The sequence below is a fragment of the Desulfovibrio litoralis DSM 11393 genome (genome assembly GCF_900143255.1).
In the GTDB taxonomy this organism is placed as follows: Bacteria; Desulfobacterota; Desulfovibrionia; order Desulfovibrionales; family Desulfovibrionaceae; genus Frigididesulfovibrio_A; species Frigididesulfovibrio_A litoralis.
In genome coordinates this window covers 436,032-454,475 of record NZ_FRDI01000002.1, presented here as the reverse complement: position 1 = coordinate 454,475, position 18,444 = coordinate 436,032, and the positions used below count along the sequence as shown (strand labels likewise).

Here is an 18,444-nt window from a genome sequence, read left to right as displayed (position 1 = left end):
ACTATTATTCCGACTCTTTATCTTTAAACAAGTTAACTTTTTTCAATAAAGAGTCGGAATAACAACTTAAACTTACAACTTCCCAATGTAAAATTTATTTCCACTTAATTTTTAATTGCCCTGCAACTCAACAGTTTTTTGTGAGTATATTTTATGACGCAGACTCCAACAAGCATTGAAAAAAATTCTCCGTGCAATCAAACTCACGCTATAGAAACATTTGCCATACTTCAAGAACAAAAAATAATAGAAGAACTCATTAGACACTGGCAAAGACGCAACCACTCTATTCTTAATATTGGTTGTGGAACGGGAGTCTTTTTGGAAAAATTTTGGGCAGCCGGCCTAGATGTAACTGGAATAGATTCGAATCCAGATAAATTGGAAAAAGCACAACAACGCATAGGCAACAAAGCCGAACTAAGACTCGGGGCTTTTGACCATCTTCCGTTTGAAAATAACAGTTTTGATTATACTGCGTTAATGTTAACAGCCGCAAATATAAATGACTCGGAAAAGGCAATTCAAGAGGCTATTAGAGTCTCGACCGATGGAATATTGGTTTCTTTTTTTAACAAATGGTCTTTGAACTATTTATATCAATATTATCATAAAAAACAAAAAGAAAATTTATATCACCTAAATACACACCAAAGCTTTAACCCATTTAAAATATACAGTTTTTTATCAAAAGATGTTGGTTACAGCAAAATAAGCATACGCTCTACTCTTTTTACCCCTCACTCACTTTGGGGAAAAACAGGTTTTTTAACTCGGTTAAATAATTTTTCTTCTTTTCTTCCTTTTGGAGGGATCTTAGCAATATGTCTTGATTTAAAACCAAGCTTTGCCGTTAAACCTCTTTGGCTTAAAACAGAAAACACAAGAGCCGAATGTTCTTAAAATTTTGGCTAATAGTTTTTTCTTAACAATAAAAAAGTGTATATTTTTTATACGGTGTATAAAATTTATACACTTTTTTTGTGCCTGTTTGTTTTTTATACAGTACAATCATTAGTATAATATCAGAAAAACATATACTATTACAGCTAGTTACAAACTGAACGGCTTTTGGCACACCACTTGCTATATACCATAACATCAACACAAGTAATTTAAACATTATCATTAATGAAACTAAATTAACCCTTTAACTCGAGTCAATATACAACTCAAAACAAAAAACGGAGATTATCATGAAAAACCTTACTAAAACTATCGCAATGGCTCTTTGTCTTTCTTTTGCTTTAACAGGAACAGCTCTCGCACAAGGCATGGGAAAAGGAATGGGCAATGGCATGGGACAAAACAAGACCAATCAAATGCAAAGAGGTTCCGGCTATCATCACAACATGAAAAATGGTGGTTGGGATTTAAGCCCTGAAAAACAAGAAGCTTATAATAAAATTATGAAAGAAGCTTCAGATAAACTCACTCCTATCCAAGACAAAATGTGGGCAAAGCATACAGAACTTCAAGCTTTAGCCTCTAACCCCAAAACAGAACCGGCAACTATCAGCAAGTTAGTCCAAGAACTTCAAGAGTTACGCATTCAAATGCGTACAGAACGTGAATTGATTGCCACCAAACTTGAAAAAGAAGTTGGAATTTCAAGCAACTTCGGTCGTGGAATGATGGGAGGAAAAATGATGATGGGCGGGAAAGGCATGAAAGGTGGAATGGGAATGGGATCAGGTATGGGCCATGGCATGGGTCAGGGCATGGGACGTGGTATGTACAACGGCGATTGCCCTATGTATAATCAAGCTCCAACCGATTCTAACGTAAACTAAAATAAAAATATATCAGAACCCAATTATATAGGTTGTGCAAAGTAAAAAAATATATTACTTACTTTGCACAGCCTATTTTTATATTCCTTAAAACACATTATATAACTTATTGCATTCTAAATGTATTTGTTGTAAACTACTCTTAACAAGCTTAAGCAGGCTCAATCCATATAATGTTTTCAAGTAAATTTAACAAGGTGCGTTTTTTATAAAACCACCAACACACAAAAGCACTACATTATAATAACAATTGCATATTTCGCTAATTTTGTTTCTTTCAAAAACACTGTTTTTATATCTTTATATTATTTATTTCTAAATATTTTACAGCTATTTTATTCATAAAAATATTTTTTTGTTTTTTATTAGTGATTGTTTATATAAGCTTGACATGAAGACAAGAGATTGTTATTTATTTAACAAGCGGTATAAAGCTTAACAAAACAGCTCTTTGAAAGTAAAAAGTAAGAATTTTTCCATTGTTCTTAGGCTAACATAGTTATTCGTTGTCATATAAAAGCAACGTCAACCCTATTAAAAAACTGGAGGAAAGGTATGCCGACTTATGTTGATCCGTCAAAGTGTGATGGCTGTAAAGGTGGTGAAAAAACTGCCTGTATGTACATCTGCCCAAATGATCTCATGATTCTTGATCCTGAAGAGATGAAGGCTTATAACCAAGAGCCTGAAGCATGCTGGGAATGTTATTCTTGTGTAAAAATATGTCCACAAGGTGCTATCACAGCTCGTCCTTATGCAGATTTTGCCCCAATGGGCGGAACTTGTATCCCTATGCGTTCAGCCGACTCAATCATGTGGACTGTTAAATTCCGTGATGGTGGAGTAAAACGCTTTAAGTTCCCAATTCGTACCACAGCAGAAGGTTCAATCAAACCTTTTGATGGGTTCCCTGAACCTACCAACCTCGAAGATGAAGTCCTATTTACAGAAAATGCTAGTGCTTTAATCAAGCCTCAAACTGCATTAGGTAAAAAATTCGAGATGGCAGAAGCCGACCTTTCCGTTACTTGGGCTGACACAAGCATCTAGTCGTAGACTTTAAAGGCTTATGTATTATATCCAACCCTTTTCCCAATATACCAAGGAGAAGTAATTATGCCAATGATTCCAATGAAGGAAGCACCTCGTGGTGTAGCCATTGCTGAACCAGTTATAAAAGAACATGATGTTGATTTGCTCATTATCGGTGGCGGTATGGGTTCTTGCGGTGTTGCATTTGAAGCAGTTCGCTGGGCCAATAAGTTTGCCCCTGATTTAAAAATTCTTTTAGTTGATAAAGCCTCTCTCGAACGCTCAGGTGCTGTTGCACAAGGGCTTTCCGCTATTAACACTTATGTTGGTAAAAACACTGCTGACGATTACGTTCGCATGGTTCGTACTGACCTTATGGGTCTTGTACGTGAAGACCTTATCTTTGACTTAGGTCGCCACGTTGATGATTCTGTTCACCTCTTTGAAGACTGGGGTCTTCCTTGCTGGATTAAAGACGGCGATCATAACTTAGACGGTGCTGCTGCCAAATCAAAAGGTAAAAGCTTGCGTAACGGCGACGAACCTGTTCGTTCCGGTCGCTGGCAGATCATGATCAACGGTGAATCATACAAATGTATCGTTGCTGAAGCAGCTAAAAATGCACTTGGTCAAGACCGTATCATGGAGCGTATTTTTATCGTTAAAATGCTTCTTGATGCTAAACAACCAAATCGCATCGCCGGTGCTGTAGGTTTTAACCTTCGTGCCAACGAAGTTCATATCTTCCGTGCTAACGCAATCAACTGTGCTTGCGGTGGTGCCGTAAACGTTTATAAACCACGTTCTACCGGTGAAGGTATGGGACGTGCATGGTATCCAGTATGGAACGCCGGTTCTACCTATACTATGTGTGCCCAAGTTGGTGCAGAAATGACCATGATGGAAAACCGCTTCGTTCCTGCTCGTTTTAAAGACGGATACGGACCTGTTGGTGCATGGTTCTTGTTGTTTAAAGCAAAAGCAACCAACTTTAAAGGTGAAGACTATTGCGTAACTAACCGTGCAATGATCAAACCTTACGAAGATCGCGGATATGCAAAAGGACACGTTATTCCTACTTGCTTACGTAACCACATGATGCTTCGTGAAATGCGTGAAGGTCGTGGTCCTATTTATATGGATACTGCCACCGCACTTCAAACCACCTTCAAAACTCTTGATGCAAACCAACAAAAACATCTTGAGTCAGAAGCATGGGAAGACTTCCTTGATATGTGCGTAGGTCAGGCTAACCTTTGGGCAGCAACAAACACTCGCCCAGAAGAACGCGGTTCTGAAATTATGCCTACTGAGCCTTACTTGCTCGGTTCTCACTCAGGTTGTTGTGGTATTTGGGTTTCCGGACCAAACGAAGACTGGGTTCCTGAAGACTACAAAGTAAAAGCTGATAACGGAAAAATATACAACCGTATGACTACCGTTAACGGTCTGTTTACCTGTGCTGACGGTGTTGGAGCTTCCGGACACAAATTCTCTTCCGGTTCTCACGCTGAAGGACGTATCGTTGGTAAACAAATGGTTCGTTGGTGTGTAGACCACAAAGACTTTAAACCTACCTTGAAAGATAGTGCGGCTGATTTAGCAAAACTAATATACAGACCTTACTATAACTATATGGAAGGAAAAGGTGCTTCTACCGATCCTGTAGTTAACCCTAACTACATCTCACCTAAAAACTTCATGATGCGTTTAATAAAATGCACCGATGAATATGGTGGTGGAACATCTACCTACTATACAACTTCTCAAGCCGCTCTTGATACAGGTTTTAACCTTCTCAAGATGCTCGAAGAAGACTCTGTAAAATTAGCAGCCAGAGACCTTCACGAACTTCTTCGTTGTTGGGAAAACTACCACCGTCTCTGGACTGTACGTCTTCACATGGAACACATCCACTTCCGTCAAGAATCACGTTACCCAGGATTCTACTATAGAGCAGACTTTATGGCCCTTGATGATTCAAAATGGAAGTGTTTTGTTAACTCAAAATATGATCCAATTAAAGGCGAAACCGTTATCTTCAAAAAACCATACTATCAGATTATTCCTGAATAATCAGTTTTATTGGGGTTATGGATTTTTATCCATAGCCCCATTTATTCAATTTTTTACGAGCTAATTATACCTCTTTCATAATAAAGTGGTATATTATTAAGTTTGTATATTTTATAAAATTTTGCTTCTTATATTTTTTATATTTTTAAAATAAAGTTTAATCAGTAGATGATAATAGCTTTATATTATTTGCAACTTCTAAATGATTAGGGAGGATAGCACGCATGTCCAGCGCCATTCTCGTTGTTGGGGGCGGGTTCAGCGGATTAACAGCCGCCCTGGAAGCTGCGGAACTTGGTTACGAAGTATATATTATTGAGAAAGAGCCGTTTTTAGGCGGTCGTGTTTCTCAATTGAATAAATATTTTCCTAAACTTTGTCCGCCTTCTTGCGGTTTAGAGATTCAATTTCAACGTATCAAGAAAAATCCTAAGGTTAAATTTTTTACTCAGGCTGAATTAATAGAATTAAAAGGCGAAAAAGGTAATTATCTTGCTAAAATAAAAATAGCTCCAAGATATACCTCAGCCCATAGTGCTAACCTTAAAGAACTTTCTGAATCTCTTAACGGCGAAAAAATCAGCGAATTTGAGTTTAAACTTACCAACCGTAAGGCTTTATACTTAAATACGCCTTTTGCTTTTCCAAACCGTTATGTTTTAGATAAAAGTGCTATTACAAAATCTGACCAAATTAAGCTTGCCTCTTGTAGCGATATTAATCTTAACGACACAGAAAAAGAAATAGAACTTAATATAGGCAGTATAGTATTTGCTACAGGTTGGAAACCATACGATGCCACAAGATTAAGCAATCTTGGTGCCGGTCAATTAACAAATTGCATCAGCAATATGCAACTTGAGCGTTTAGCCTCTCCCTGTGGACCAACTTTAGGGAAAATCCAACGCCCCTCAGACTCAGAAGCACCACGCAATGTGGCGTTTGTACAATGTGCCGGTTCGCGTGATCAAAACCACTTAAATTATTGTTCTTATATCTGTTGTATGGCTTCTTTAAAACAAGCCTTATACATCAGAGAACAATATCCTAAAGCCGAAATTACTATTTATTATATAGATTTACGTGCCCCCGGACGTTACGACAATATGTTGAAAAGAATTAAGGCTGATCCAAAAATCACTTTAATTAAAGGCAAAGTCGCCGGAATAAAAGAAGATTGTGCCAATAAAGATATTATTATTGAAGTTGAAGACGCAATAAAAGCCGAAAAATGGGAAAAACGCCATGATTTGGTCGTCCTTGCAACCGGTATGCAACCAAGCTTGGCTGGTCAAAAACTGCCATTTAATATAGACCTTGATGAAGACGGCTTTATCTTAGATGCCGAATCAAAAGGTATTTTTGCCGCCGGCTGTGCTTCTAAGCCTCTTGACGTAATGCGTTCTGCACAATCAGGCACAAGTGCAGCGATGAAAGCCATTCAAGTTGTGAGAGGGAGGTAACTATGGCGACGAAACTCGGAGTTTATTTTGACCAATCTTGCATCACAGGCGGAGTTGACGTTGACAACTTAGTCAGTATCACAACAAAAAAATGGAATAGCATTGCTCCTGTTATTAAAGCATTGCCAAGCCTTGCAAACGAGGAAGCTCACAAAGAAATCTTAAGTGATATTGAAGAAAATGAATTAGACGGCTTGTTAATTTGCGGTTCTTCTCCGCGTGTTGACTGGGACATTCATAACTATGGGAATATTCTTGTAGAAAGAGTAAACCTTAGAGAACAAGGTGTTTTGTGTTATCAAAACCCCGATGGTTCAGAGCCTCAACCTGATTCAGCCCCCCAACTTATGATCGAAATGTTGGAAGACTATATCAACATGGGCGTTCAAAAGTTGCAAAAAACCAATAAACCAAGCGGAATTCCTATTGAAGCAATTCACAAGGTAATGGTTTTAGGCGGTGGTTGGACCGGTCTTAGTGCTGTAGAAAACTTGGTTAAATCAGGCTATGAAGTAATCCTTGTCGAAAAAGACTTGGAACTTGGTGGAAAAGTAAGAAACTTTGTTAAAACAATACCAATTACTCCACCCTATGCTGAAGTCAGCGAAATAGACCTCAATGCAAAAGTAAATAACGTGCGTAGCTTATCAAACGTACAAATATTAACTAATGCTTCTTTAGAAAAATTAAGCGGTGAACCGGGTGAATACCTTGCTACAATCAAAACAGAAAATGGCACGGTAGAAGAAAAAATCGGTTCTGTTGTTCTTGCTACCGGTTGGGTTCCGCAAAATCCTGAAACCCTTGCTCCAATGGGCTACGGAAAATTCGCAAATGTCGTTACAGCTTCAGAATTTGAAGTAATGGTAAAAGACGGAAAGTTAAACGCCAAACGCGTTGCTTTCTTGTTAAATACCGACCTGATCCAAGACTGTGCCTCTGGTAATTGTGAAGGAAATAATGAGCAAGGCACAAATCCTGAATCAAGTAAAGACGGGGAAGAAGCCAATCAATTTGTCGACCTTGAAAGCAAACGCCACTTAGCTTATTCTCGCGGAGTTTCAAGCTTGGTTGCGTTAAAACAAGCCGGATATGTTGCAGACAGTGCAAACGATGCTCAAGCATATATTATATATGACAGCATAGTTGTGCAAGGTGTACATGAGCGTTTTTATAAAAATGCACAAAACAAACCCGGAATTATGATGACTAAAGCAGAAATAGTCAGCATAAATGAAGACAACTCAGAGTTGCTCATAGAAGCAAAAGATACCTTAATCGGAACACATATCAGCCTTGCCGTTGATTTAATCGTTTTACCAACAGGTATCGTTCCAACTACGGCTAAATCAGCAATTATGAATTTTGACTATCGCCAAGGACCTGCCTTCCCGGATCTTGACTTGTTTAACGGTTTTGCAGACTCAAACTATATCTGCTTCCCTTATGAAACAAGACGTACCGGCGTTTATGCCGCAGGTTGCGTTCGTCAACCAATGACTCTTGATGCCGCAGAAGAAGACGCCGCCGGTGCTTCTTTAAAAGCAATTCAGTGTATAGAATCAAGTAACCGAGGCGTAGCGGTTCACCCTCGCTCAGGAGACTTGTCTTACCCTATTTTCAACATGGTACGCTGTACTCAGTGTAAACGCTGTACTCAAGAATGTCCTTTTGGGGCTCTTGATGATGACGAAAAAGGTACACCAAAATTCAATCCAAGTCGTTGCAGACGTTGCGGAACTTGTATGGGTGCTTGCCCTGAACGAGTAATTTCTTTTGAAAACTACAACATAGATCAAATCGGTTCTATGATTCGTGAAATCAGAGTTCCTGAAAACATGGCAAAAGACGGACCAAGAGTATTAATTCTTGCTTGTGAAAACGACGCCTACCCTGCTCTTGATATGGCTGCTTTACGCGGTTATGGCTGGAGTCCTTATGTGCGTATCATTCCTGTTCGCTGTCTTGGTTCAGTCAACGCTATCTGGGTTGCTGACGCCATGAGTAAAGGAATTGACGGCGTTATGTTGCTTGGTTGTAAGTTCGGAGACGACTATCAATGCCACTTTGTAAAAGGCTCTGAAATCTGTAGCAAACGTAAAGAAAATATCGCCGAAAGCTTAGAGCGTTTAGGCATAGAAGCCGACCGAGTAGAACAATTTGAAGTGGCGATAGATGAGTATAACCAGCTCCCTGATATGATCAACAGCTTTATGGCCAAAGTCATTGAAAAGGGTCCGAACCCGTTCAAAGGCTATTAATAGGAGATTGATATGACTCAACCAGTTAAAATAAAACCCGATTTAGAGTTTATCAAAGAACTTCAAGAAGTCGGCGGAGAATCTCTCAAAAAATGTTACCAGTGTGCTACCTGTAGTGTGGCTTGTCCTATCTCTCCTCACTCTCAACCTTATCCAAGAAAGGAAATGGTTTGGGCACAATGGGGACTTAAAGACAAGCTCATGACCGACCCTGATATATGGCTTTGTCATAACTGTGGAAACTGCTCTGACCTCTGTCCTAGAGGTGCAAGCCCTAGCGATTTAATCTCGGCTGTAAGAAATATGGTATACAAAAAACTCTCAGCTCCGAGTATAATCGGAAAATGGCTGAGTTCACCTGTATATCTGCCTATTTTAATTGCTATCCCTGCTATTTTGTTCTTTATAGTCTGGAAGATTATGGCTAACGCTTGGCACGGTGGACAAATGATCCCAAGCGGGAAAATTGTTTATGGCAATATTTTTTATGGAAATTATACCATAGATCCTATTTTTGGTGCTGTTTTCCTCTTTGTTGCTTTTACCTTTTGGAACGGTTCTCGAAAGTTAATAAAATCTTTCAAACCTGAAGGAACAACCTTGGTTTTGGGAAAACAAAAACATTGGGTTTATCATTTAATAGACGTTATCAAAGATGAAATAGCAACTCATAAAAAATTCCAAGATTGTGGCTCTGATAAATCCGAGCGTAAACTTGGACACATGAGTCTGTTTTATGGTTTTATCGCTTTAATGATCGTTACCGGCACTATTGCTGTCGGGCACTGGGGTGGATATATTATCCCTGCTATCTCTATTCATACCCCTTTAGAATGGTTTAATCCTATAAAAATTCTCGCCAATGTTGGAACTATTCTTCTGCTGATTGGTTTAACTCTTTTAACTAAACGTCGTTTAGCCTTAGAGCCAAAGAAAACCCAATCTCATTGGTATGACTGGTATCTTTTATATGTTATTTGGGCAGTAGGCATAACCGGAGTATTATCTCAAATATTGCGTTTGGCTAATATTCCAAACCTTGCCTTCCCTGTTTATTATTTACATTTAATCGCCGTATTCATGCTTATTGCCTATCTGCCTTGGTCAAAACTCGGGCATTTGGTCTATCGTACAGTGGCTTTAACTTATGTGCGTTCTATCGGAAGGCGTTAATTTAACCACTTAATAAATCAAATAAATTAAGTAGAAAAATTAAATTAACCAATAGACAACACCTAATATTTTAACTTGAACTTTAAAACGAAATATAAAGTTTTCGCAGATAATAAGGAGGCAAAAATGTCTGACGAAGGACGCAGAGTTTTCAAGATGGAGATCGTGCATGACCTCTTATCCGGAAAAAGCAATGCAGGTGTATCAGAAATGCTCTCTTTTTTATCCGGGCGTAGTCTGGATAAAGATGCAGAATGTTTTGTAACTCCTCTGGCAAAAGCATGGCTTTTTAGCTTAAATACAGACTTAATGAAACTTTGTTGTTGCTCTGGCGAAGCTCCGTCTTCTGCTTGTGAAAGCAAAAAAGGAACTTTAGGTGATAATATTTCTGTTGAGCCTATTCCGGCTAAATATATGGAATCTTTTGTTGCTATTTTAAATCAATATGAAGAAGCAATAGAAACCGCAGAAACAGAACAAGAAGCAACACTTGAGCTTAATAAACAATTAAAAGCTTTAGAGCCGTTTAAGAAAAAAGCGGAAGAGCTTGAAAAGAAAGTGGCTCAACTTGAAGCAAAAGTAAAAACATTAACCACAGAAAATGCTGAACTTAAAGACAATGTAAATCAATTTAAAGGAAAAGTCGCAATTGATGAAACAGGTCTTGAAAGCGGAATAAAAGATATTGTAACTAAAGCAGTTAAAGCTTCTCTCGGCGCTTTAGCCGTTGCCGGAGCGGCCGGTGCGGTTGCGGGAGCTGACGCTGTTGCCGAACCGCAAGCAGCTGAAGAAAGTGCTAACGAAGTTCCGGATACTTTTGGTTTCGGTGCCTCCGGTTCTGATAATGACGGTTTTGGATTTTAATACAAATTAATCAAAACTTAATCACAGACAAAATAAACAACAAAACCGTAAAACCATTATATTTACCCTTGTGAGATATAAAAGTTTTGCGGTTTTGTTTTTATTACTTAAGATGATTACAACAAGACCATTGCAAAACAGATTTTTGCAATGGTCTTAAATTGGTATTTTCAGTTTTTAAGAATGCAATCCTAACAAAAGTAACTTTGAAGCTATTTTTCAATAGTCTCACTTTACTAAAAACATATTTTTATATAGAATAGTATAAGTGTTTAAGATAAATTTTCTTTCCCTTTAATTTAACTTACTTGGTAACTACTATGAAAATAGCTCTGCTTCAAATGTCATCTATAGTCGGTGATATTGACACAAATACGAAAAGAATTTTTACAGCAGTTAAACAGGCAGAAGAACAAGGTGCCGAATTATGTATCGCACCTGAACTTTTTCTTTCGGGATATTCCCCTTTAAATCTTTTGACTATGCCTATTTTCTTAGAAAGAGCAAGAAAAAGACTATATCAACTTGCAAACAAGCTTGCCTCTGCTCCACCATTAGTTATCGGAGCACCGCTCGCTAACACCCTACCAATAGGAAAGCCGGCCTTTAATGCGGCTTTATACTTAAGCGAAGGAAAAATCAGCGTTTTAACAAGTAAAATTCATTTACCTCTAGATGATATATTTGAAGACCAACGTTACTTTGAACACGGCACAACCCCCGGGCATTTCAGCATTAACGGCATAAACTTTATGGTTGTTGTCGGGTCTGATTTATTAAATAGCTTAGACCACCAATGTACAGAAGATGGAGTTGGCTGTTTAGACGTAGTTGGAAGAAGCCTTGAATATGGGGTAGACGCTATTGTAAACATTGCCGCCCTTCCTTATACTCAACAATCAGGCGAATTTTATCGCAACCAACTTTCTGAGCTTGCTAACTATTATAAAACGCAGATTTTATTTGTAAACAGCTTTGGTACCTGCGACAGTCTTATCTTTGGAGGACGCAGTGCCTTTATAAGCAGTAAAGGTAAGGTTATAAGAGAAGCCGCCGCCTTTGAACAAGATATAAAAATTGTTAATGTAGGAAAAAGAGAAGAACCGGTTCCAAGCTTTTTTGGAGCTTCCCCAAATCAATCTCTTGACCTTCTCGGATTTAATTCTAATGTTGGAACTGTAAAAAATAACGTCGTATTTAGATCGAACGAAGCAACAAAAGATATTCCTGAAATTTGGGGAGCGTTGCGTCTTGGCTTAAAAGAATTTATTAACAGAATAATTCCCTCTCATCATTCTCCAAAAGTTATTATCGGAATCTCAGGCGGAATTGACTCTGCCGTAATTGCGGCTCTGGCAGCAGATGCCTTTAACCCGCTTGACGTACTCGGCGTTACAATGCCATCTTCTATCAACTCTGCCGAAACCCAAAGCGACGCTAAATTATTGGCTCAAACCCTTGGAATTCAGTTCCTTTCTATTCCAATAGAAGACCCCTTAAACTCCTTTAAAGAACTAATCTTAACAGCAGAGTTGAATACCCCAAACCCGGTTAACGCCCCTGAGGCTAATGAGCTTCAAGAACGTACGGTAGAAAATCTGCAATCAAGAATTCGCGGCGGTATTTTAATGACTCTTTCCAACCAGTTTAACGGGCTTGTCTTATGTTGTAGCAACAAGTCGGAGATAGCTATGGGATATTGCACTTTGTATGGCGACACAGTCGGTGCGTTATCTCCTTTGGGCGATGTTTTGAAAACAGAAGTCTATCGTATTGCTAACTGGTATAACAAAACTTACCCGGACAAAGCAATTCCGCAAACTATTATTGACAGACCGCCAACAGCTGAATTAAGTTATGGGCAACAAGATGTTGACAGCCTACCGCCTTATCCTGTTTTAGATTCTATTTTGTCCGCACATTTAGCAGAAAAACTAGATAGTGCCAGTATTATCGAAAAAGGTTTTAAACCCGATATTGTTCAAAGCGTCTTCACTCTTTTAAAACAAGCCGAATTTAAACGTTATCAGCTTCCACCTGTGTTGCGTATTACAAACAATTCTTTTTCAAGAGGCTGGCGACGCCCTATACTCGCCAATTATCAATTATAACTAAAGGCAAATATGATAAAAAACGTTTTAAATACTGATATATATGCTATTACAGATTCAAAACTTTCTTTAAACCGCAACACGATTGATGTTGTTAAAGAACTTTTAAAAGCCGATGTTAAATTAATACAATATCGTGAAAAATATAAAAAAATGGGCGAAATGCTCAAAGAATGCCTTGAAATAAGTCGCCTTTGCAAAGAATCAGGGGCTTGTTTTATCGTTAATGACCATGTGGATATTGCAATTTTATCCAAAGCTGACGGTGTGCATATAGGACAGGAAGACCTGCCTGTATCCGCTATTCGTCAATTATTGGGCGAAACTAAAATTATAGGCTTGTCGACTCACTCTCCCAAACAAGCCCTTGAGGCGGAAAAACTATATAAAGACGGGTTATTAAATTATATAGGAGTTGGACCTATTTTTCCGACTAAGACCAAAGTTGATGTTTGTGAAGCTGTTGGTTTTGAATACTTGGAATATGTCGTACAAAACTGCACAGTGCCTTTTGTGGCTATTGGCGGAATAAAAAAACATAACTTGGCTGAAGTGATAAAACACGGTGCCAAGTGTTGTGCTTTAGTCTCAGAAATTGTTTCCGCTCAAGATATTCCTGCTCAAATAAAAGAAATTCGGACAATATTTCAAGGTTCTAAAAAATAATGAATAACCACCCTAACGTTCTTACTATTGCCGGTTCTGACTCTGGTGGGGGAGCAGGCATTCAAGCAGATTTAAAAACTATTACCTGTTTAGGGGCTTTTGGCGTAAGTGTTATAACCGCTTTAACCGCTCAACATGGAGCGGGAGTCAACGGAATTTTCGCCCCGCCTGCCAAGTTTACAAGCTTACAGCTAAGCACGATCAGAGAAGGTTTTAATATCTCTGCGGCTAAAACAGGAATGCTGTTTAATTCTGAAATCATTAAAGCCTTATCAAGTGATTTAAAAGATAAAACTTTTCCTCTGGTTGTTGACCCTGTTTGTGTTAGCCAAAGCGGATATAAGCTCTTGGAAGATGAAGCAATCGCCACTTTGAAAGAATATTTATTGCCACTATCAGACCTTTTAACGCCCAATTGTCCTGAAGCCGAATGTTTGACCGGTATAAAAATTAACACTCAAGAAGATATTTTAAAAGCCGCACAAAGATTAAACAAGCTTGGGGCAAAAAATGTTCTGATTAAAGGCGGACACATGGAAACAAGCTCAAAGCCTGTTGCCAACCAGCTAAAAACCATGCCTGAATTTTTACAGAATGCTTTAACCACAACGAATGATTATTATATTGATTGGCTTTATCTTGGCGAAACAAAAGAATTAATTCCCTTGCCAATGCCCAAAGTAGAAACAAAAAATAATCATGGTACTGGCTGTACTTTATCAGCAGCAATCGCCACAAAACTCGCGTTTGGCTTTGAGCTTATTGAAGCCGTCCAAGAGGCACAAGCATATTTATATCAGAGTCTTAAAACTTCTTTTACGCCGGGAATTGGTGCCGGGCCTCCAAACTTTTTATCGCTGTATAAAAAAATATAAAATTATAAAAAAATAGATTCATCGCAACTGACTGTATTAAAACAAAGATATATCACTAATACATTCTATCTAATTTTATTTATTGAGAGTATTTTGAGATTATTATGGGCTTACAACACTATCCCAAAAAGAAACGTTCATTTCCTTCGCTATTTATATTCTGTATATTAGCGAGTATAATCTTTGGTATATACTATTTTTATACTCTTATTGCCTTTGTTCCGCCTGCCGTTTCTATGGATAATAATCAAAAAGAATATCCAAGCGGAGCGTTAACTGCAAAAACGATCTTTGACCGTTTAGTGGTTGAAAAGAAAAAACGCCTTTTAACTGCTTACAGTAAGGGAAAAGTCGTGCGTATTTACTCTATTGCCTTGGGTGCAAATCCTGTTGGACATAAACAATTTCAAGGAGATATGAAAACACCGGAAGGAATTTACACTATTGACGGGAAAAACCCAAACAGTGCTTTTTATAAAAACCTCGGAGTTTCTTATCCCAACGACAAAGATCGTAAATTTGCCCGAAACAAAGGGAAAAGCCCCGGTGGTGATATTAAAATACACGGTTTAGCTCCGGAATTTGCTTATCTTGGTTCTCTCCATCGGGAATATGATTGGACTTACGGTTGTATTGCCGTTACCAACGATGAGATTGATGAACTTTATGCACGCACGCCAATTGGTATTCCCATAGAAATTTTACCTTAAAAATATCTTGCGAATATTCGCTTAAAAATTCATTACAAAAAAAGAGTTGTGCGTTAAACACAACCCTTATTAAATTCAATTAAGAGTCTAAACCATACAACTCTCCTAAATAACATTATTTAGCTTGGCATTGCTGGTTATTAATAAAATCAATCATCGCATTATATCCATCTCCAACAGCATTCACCCAGCCAGATTCAGCTGGTGCTTTATTTGGATTATCAGAAGCATTTTTCATAAAGCTTCTCAAATTACCAATGTAGTGATTCGCGGCACTCGGTATGCTCTCACAACCAGTATGTGGAATCGCATTCAAGGTAGCAATATCACCCTCAAGATTAGTGATAATTGAAGTTAATTCTGTATAATCATTTTGATCCACTTTTGGCAAAGAGATAATCTTTTCAAAAGCAATATTCGATTGTTTACCATGCCAAACCAGACCAGTGATAGCTTTTTCAATAGATTTATCTGGAGCTGACTCATATGCAACTTTGCTCTTCTCGAAGTCTACCTTATTAATTGCATTATAAAAATCATGATTCGCTTGTAAGACCTCTTTATATCCAGCAATATACGGATTAGCTTTTGCTTTTCTATCCGCAACAGAGTCATTTAAATAAGCTTTTGTTTCCACATATTGTTTCATTGTGTTATCAATAGGTTTAAAAGCTTCTAAGGCAACAATATATTTTTGTGCCACCTCTGTTAACTCTGTTAATTCAGGCGAAGAGTCTTTAATCGCTATTGCCTCTTTTAATTTCTTAAGAGAATCGTCAATAATATATTGATTGTTTAAATAATCAATATTGTAGAGATCTTTCTTCTCAAAATCATTTGCCATAAATTTATTAAAGCTGTCAAACAGAGGAAAATTACCATTTGACAAATTAAATGCTTTAACAAACAAACTATATTTTTGGTCTGAGTTTTGTTGTTTTGGTGCTTGGGGCACACTATTACTGTTACTGGTTGTGTTATCTTTAGAACTATCACAACCAGAAAGCAGTAAAACGCCTATAACTATACAAGGAAAAACATTTTTAAATAACATAAAGTCTCCATAAATTTAATTAACTTCGGAGTAAATAAGGCTCATATGTGAGACTGTCAAGAATATATATCAATTGTATATTGTGGATTAAAAATATTAACACTCACCACTACTGCAATAAAAAAGAGTTGTGCGTTAAACACAACCCTTTTAAATATTTATTATTTTGTTTTTGTACTATAAAAGCCTGATGCCTGCTTGTTTACAGCTTGCTTCAGTTTCTTGATCCCAAACTGAAACTTGCACTTCACCAATATGAATTTTTTCCAATAACAACATACAAAGCCTTGATTGCCCAATTCCTCCACCTATTGTAAGAGGCAAGCTTCCTTCAAGTAAAGCTTTGTGAAAATTAAGTGTTCTACGATCATCACAACCGGCTTTGCTTAACTGTTCATCAAGAGATTTCGCATCAACTCTAAGTCCCATAGAAGAAATTTCAAGTGCACACTCCAAGAGTTCGTCCCAAAACAAAAGGTCGCCGTTTAACGCCCAATCATCATAATCAGGTGCTCTTCCATCATGTTTTACGCCCGATTTTAACACATCGCCGATTTGCATAATAAAAGCGGTTTTATGAGTTTTAAGATAAGCATGTTCACGCTCTTGAGAGGAAAGATTTGGGTACAGGTCTTCAAGCTCTTGCGTCGTAATAAAGCTAACTTTTCTCGTCAGACTTCCCTTAAGTTTTGGAAAAAAACTTTGAATTATATCATGGGTATCACAAATAGCATCAACAATCTGAGTAACTATTCCTTTCAAAAAATCTATATTGCGATTATTCACGTCGATGATACGTTCCCAGTCCCATTGATCAACATAAATAGAGTGAATATTGTCCATTTCTTCGTCTCGGCGAATCGCATTCATATCGGTATAAAGCCCTTCGCCAACAGAAAAACCATATTGATGCAATGCAATTCTTTTCCATTTTGCAAGAGAATGCACAACTTCTGCATAACTTTTTGTTTCAAGAATATCAAAAGAAACGGGACGCTCAACACCATTTAAGTCATCGTTTAAACCGGTATTAGCCTTTAAAAAAAGCGGTGCTGAAACTCTTTTTAGGTTTAGACGAGAAGCTAAACTATCTTCAAATAATCTTTTAACACGCCCAATAGCCACTTGGGTTTCATAAGGCGTTAATATTTCAACATATCCTTTTTGAGGTATAAAACACTTACTCATAATATACACCATTTTTATTAAGAACTGAAAAGTTACAAGGGATTGCAAAATTTGTTTTTTATTAAAATATAATTACACATTTATTTTGCTTTTATTTATCGAAGTTCTCGTTATAATCTTAAACAAAATAAAAGTCTATTTTAGATTTGATTGTTTTAATTTGATAAAAAACACCTCTTATTTGTCAGGCAAAGCATTTATTCCCCAAACAATAAAACACACGCTAGAGTAGAATTTAAAATTATGTTTAAAAAGAAAATAACTATAATTATATCAATCTGTTTTATGTGCTTTATTTCTTTTTCAAACAACACATTATCAGTTCTCGCAGAAACAAAAACGAACACTCAACTTTTAAGCGTTCCCAGCTCTCAAGCGTTATCTTCTGAAAAAACCAACCCTTTTCTTAAAATTGATGCAAAAGATCTTAAAGAAAAGCAAGCAGCTAAAATGATTTTAGAAAAATATTTTTCTGTTCCCGAACCTGCTCGTGGTTTTTTCGTCGGTTCTCTTGATGATCTTTATTTTGATAAAAACGGAGAGCAACATAGCCTGTATAAATGGACAAACATTAGCATAGAATATCGAGATAACAATTTATTCGTTTTATCAGGTGGTAAAAAAAAACATCTGACAAAAATTACTCCGATTGAAGCAGAAGATTGGCCTAAAACTTTTCTTTGGACAGATGATATTGATTTTGACCAAAAACCTGATTTTTTTGTTGTAGAACAAGCGGCAATTGGTTCAGGCACCTCAAAATTCAAATTGATAGATTGGGATAGAAAAAATAAAGACGGAAAACCTCTATTTATGCCTTTTGATACAAAAAACTTTCCACCTTTTCACGAAGAATATGAATATTCCCTTTTGTTTAACAATGGTATAACTTTTCAACCAGGTTTTAATGCTGAGAAAAAAATATTAACCGCTTCTGCATGGAACGGACCGTTCTTTGATGTTGAACAGTGGTGTTTTAACGGTTCTCAATATTTTTTATGTAAAGAAATAAAAATTTCCTATTATGCCGAGGCGTATAATATGTTTTAACTTGCCCGTTTTGTACATTTTAACCAACAGGGTAAAATTACAGACATAAGTTGTCATACCCTTGAAGATTATTGGGGAGAAAAAACTCTTTTCTTTGTTGCCGGGGAAGATATTCCGCTTTACTCAAC

Annotated in this window: 15 protein-coding genes; 13 read left to right on the top strand and 2 right to left on the bottom strand. The window is 37.4% G+C overall.

Going from position 1 to position 18,444, the window contains the following annotated elements; all coding sequences use genetic code 11:
- Nucleotides 1–153: 153 nt before the first annotated feature.
- The 12 genes from BT999_RS01885 to BT999_RS01830 all read left to right on the top strand — a co-directional run bounded on the left by BT999_RS01885 (nt 154) and on the right by BT999_RS01830 (nt 15,024).
- Nucleotides 154–903, top strand: a complete 750-nt coding sequence (locus BT999_RS01885) for a class I SAM-dependent methyltransferase (protein ID WP_072695906.1) — start codon at nt 154–156, stop codon at nt 901–903.
- Nucleotides 904–1,196: 293 nt separating this feature from the next.
- On the top strand, nt 1,197–1,793 hold the full coding sequence (locus BT999_RS01880) for a Spy/CpxP family protein refolding chaperone (protein ID WP_072695904.1): 597 nt from the start codon (nt 1,197–1,199) through the stop codon (nt 1,791–1,793).
- 555 nt (nt 1,794–2,348) lie between these two features.
- Entirely contained in the window at nt 2,349–2,843 is a 495-nt protein-coding gene (gene aprB, locus BT999_RS01875; RefSeq protein WP_072695902.1) for an adenylyl-sulfate reductase subunit beta, read from the top strand.
- 66 nt (nt 2,844–2,909) lie between these two features.
- A complete protein-coding gene (aprA, locus tag BT999_RS01870; RefSeq protein ID WP_072695900.1) occupies nt 2,910–4,901 on the top strand; it encodes an adenylyl-sulfate reductase subunit alpha in 1,992 nt (663 codons plus the stop codon).
- Nucleotides 4,902–5,125: 224 nt separating this feature from the next.
- Complete coding sequence (locus BT999_RS01865) at nt 5,126–6,364, top strand: CoB--CoM heterodisulfide reductase iron-sulfur subunit A family protein (RefSeq protein ID WP_072695898.1); 1,239 nt, start codon at nt 5,126–5,128, stop codon at nt 6,362–6,364.
- Between the two features lie 2 nt (nt 6,365–6,366).
- On the top strand, nt 6,367–8,625 hold the full coding sequence (locus tag BT999_RS01860) for a hydrogenase iron-sulfur subunit (protein WP_072695896.1): 2,259 nt from the start codon (nt 6,367–6,369) through the stop codon (nt 8,623–8,625).
- Between the two features lie 12 nt (nt 8,626–8,637).
- Nucleotides 8,638–9,798: a quinone-interacting membrane-bound oxidoreductase complex subunit QmoC gene (gene qmoC, locus BT999_RS01855; RefSeq protein ID WP_072695894.1), complete on the top strand. Its 1,161-nt coding sequence runs from the start codon at nt 8,638–8,640 to the stop codon at nt 9,796–9,798.
- A gap of 126 nt (nt 9,799–9,924) precedes the next feature.
- Nucleotides 9,925–10,662, top strand: coding sequence for a hypothetical protein (locus BT999_RS01850; protein ID WP_072695892.1), 738 nt, complete (start codon nt 9,925–9,927; stop codon nt 10,660–10,662).
- Between the two features lie 320 nt (nt 10,663–10,982).
- Nucleotides 10,983–12,773, top strand: coding sequence for an NAD(+) synthase (gene nadE / locus BT999_RS01845; protein ID WP_072695890.1), 1,791 nt, complete (start codon nt 10,983–10,985; stop codon nt 12,771–12,773).
- A gap of 12 nt (nt 12,774–12,785) precedes the next feature.
- Nucleotides 12,786–13,439, top strand: coding sequence for a thiamine phosphate synthase (gene thiE / locus BT999_RS01840; protein WP_072695888.1), 654 nt, complete (start codon nt 12,786–12,788; stop codon nt 13,437–13,439).
- Complete coding sequence (thiD, locus tag BT999_RS01835) at nt 13,439–14,314, top strand: bifunctional hydroxymethylpyrimidine kinase/phosphomethylpyrimidine kinase (RefSeq protein WP_072695886.1); 876 nt, start codon at nt 13,439–13,441, stop codon at nt 14,312–14,314. The genes thiE and thiD overlap by 1 nt, the downstream gene beginning before the upstream one ends.
- Nucleotides 14,315–14,418: 104 nt before the next feature.
- The gene (locus tag BT999_RS01830) at nt 14,419–15,024 is read left to right on the top strand and encodes a L,D-transpeptidase family protein (RefSeq protein ID WP_072695884.1); all 606 of its coding nucleotides are present in this window, start codon (nt 14,419–14,421) and stop codon (nt 15,022–15,024) included.
- A gap of 115 nt (nt 15,025–15,139) precedes the next feature.
- On the opposite strand, the gene BT999_RS01825 is transcribed toward BT999_RS01830, so the two are convergent.
- Nucleotides 15,140–16,078 (bottom strand): DUF3829 domain-containing protein, encoded by a 939-nt coding sequence (locus tag BT999_RS01825; protein WP_072695882.1) that lies wholly within the window; start codon nt 16,076–16,078, stop codon nt 15,140–15,142.
- Between the two features lie 177 nt (nt 16,079–16,255).
- Complete coding sequence (gene asnA / locus BT999_RS01820; RefSeq protein ID WP_072695879.1) at nt 16,256–17,266, bottom strand: aspartate--ammonia ligase; 1,011 nt, start codon at nt 17,264–17,266, stop codon at nt 16,256–16,258.
- Nucleotides 17,267–17,551: 285 nt separating this feature from the next.
- On the opposite strand from asnA, the gene BT999_RS01815 reads away from it, so the two are divergent.
- The gene (locus BT999_RS01815) at nt 17,552–18,316 is read left to right on the top strand and encodes a hypothetical protein (protein ID WP_072695877.1); all 765 of its coding nucleotides are present in this window, start codon (nt 17,552–17,554) and stop codon (nt 18,314–18,316) included.
- The last annotated feature ends 128 nt before the right edge of the window (nt 18,317–18,444 follow it).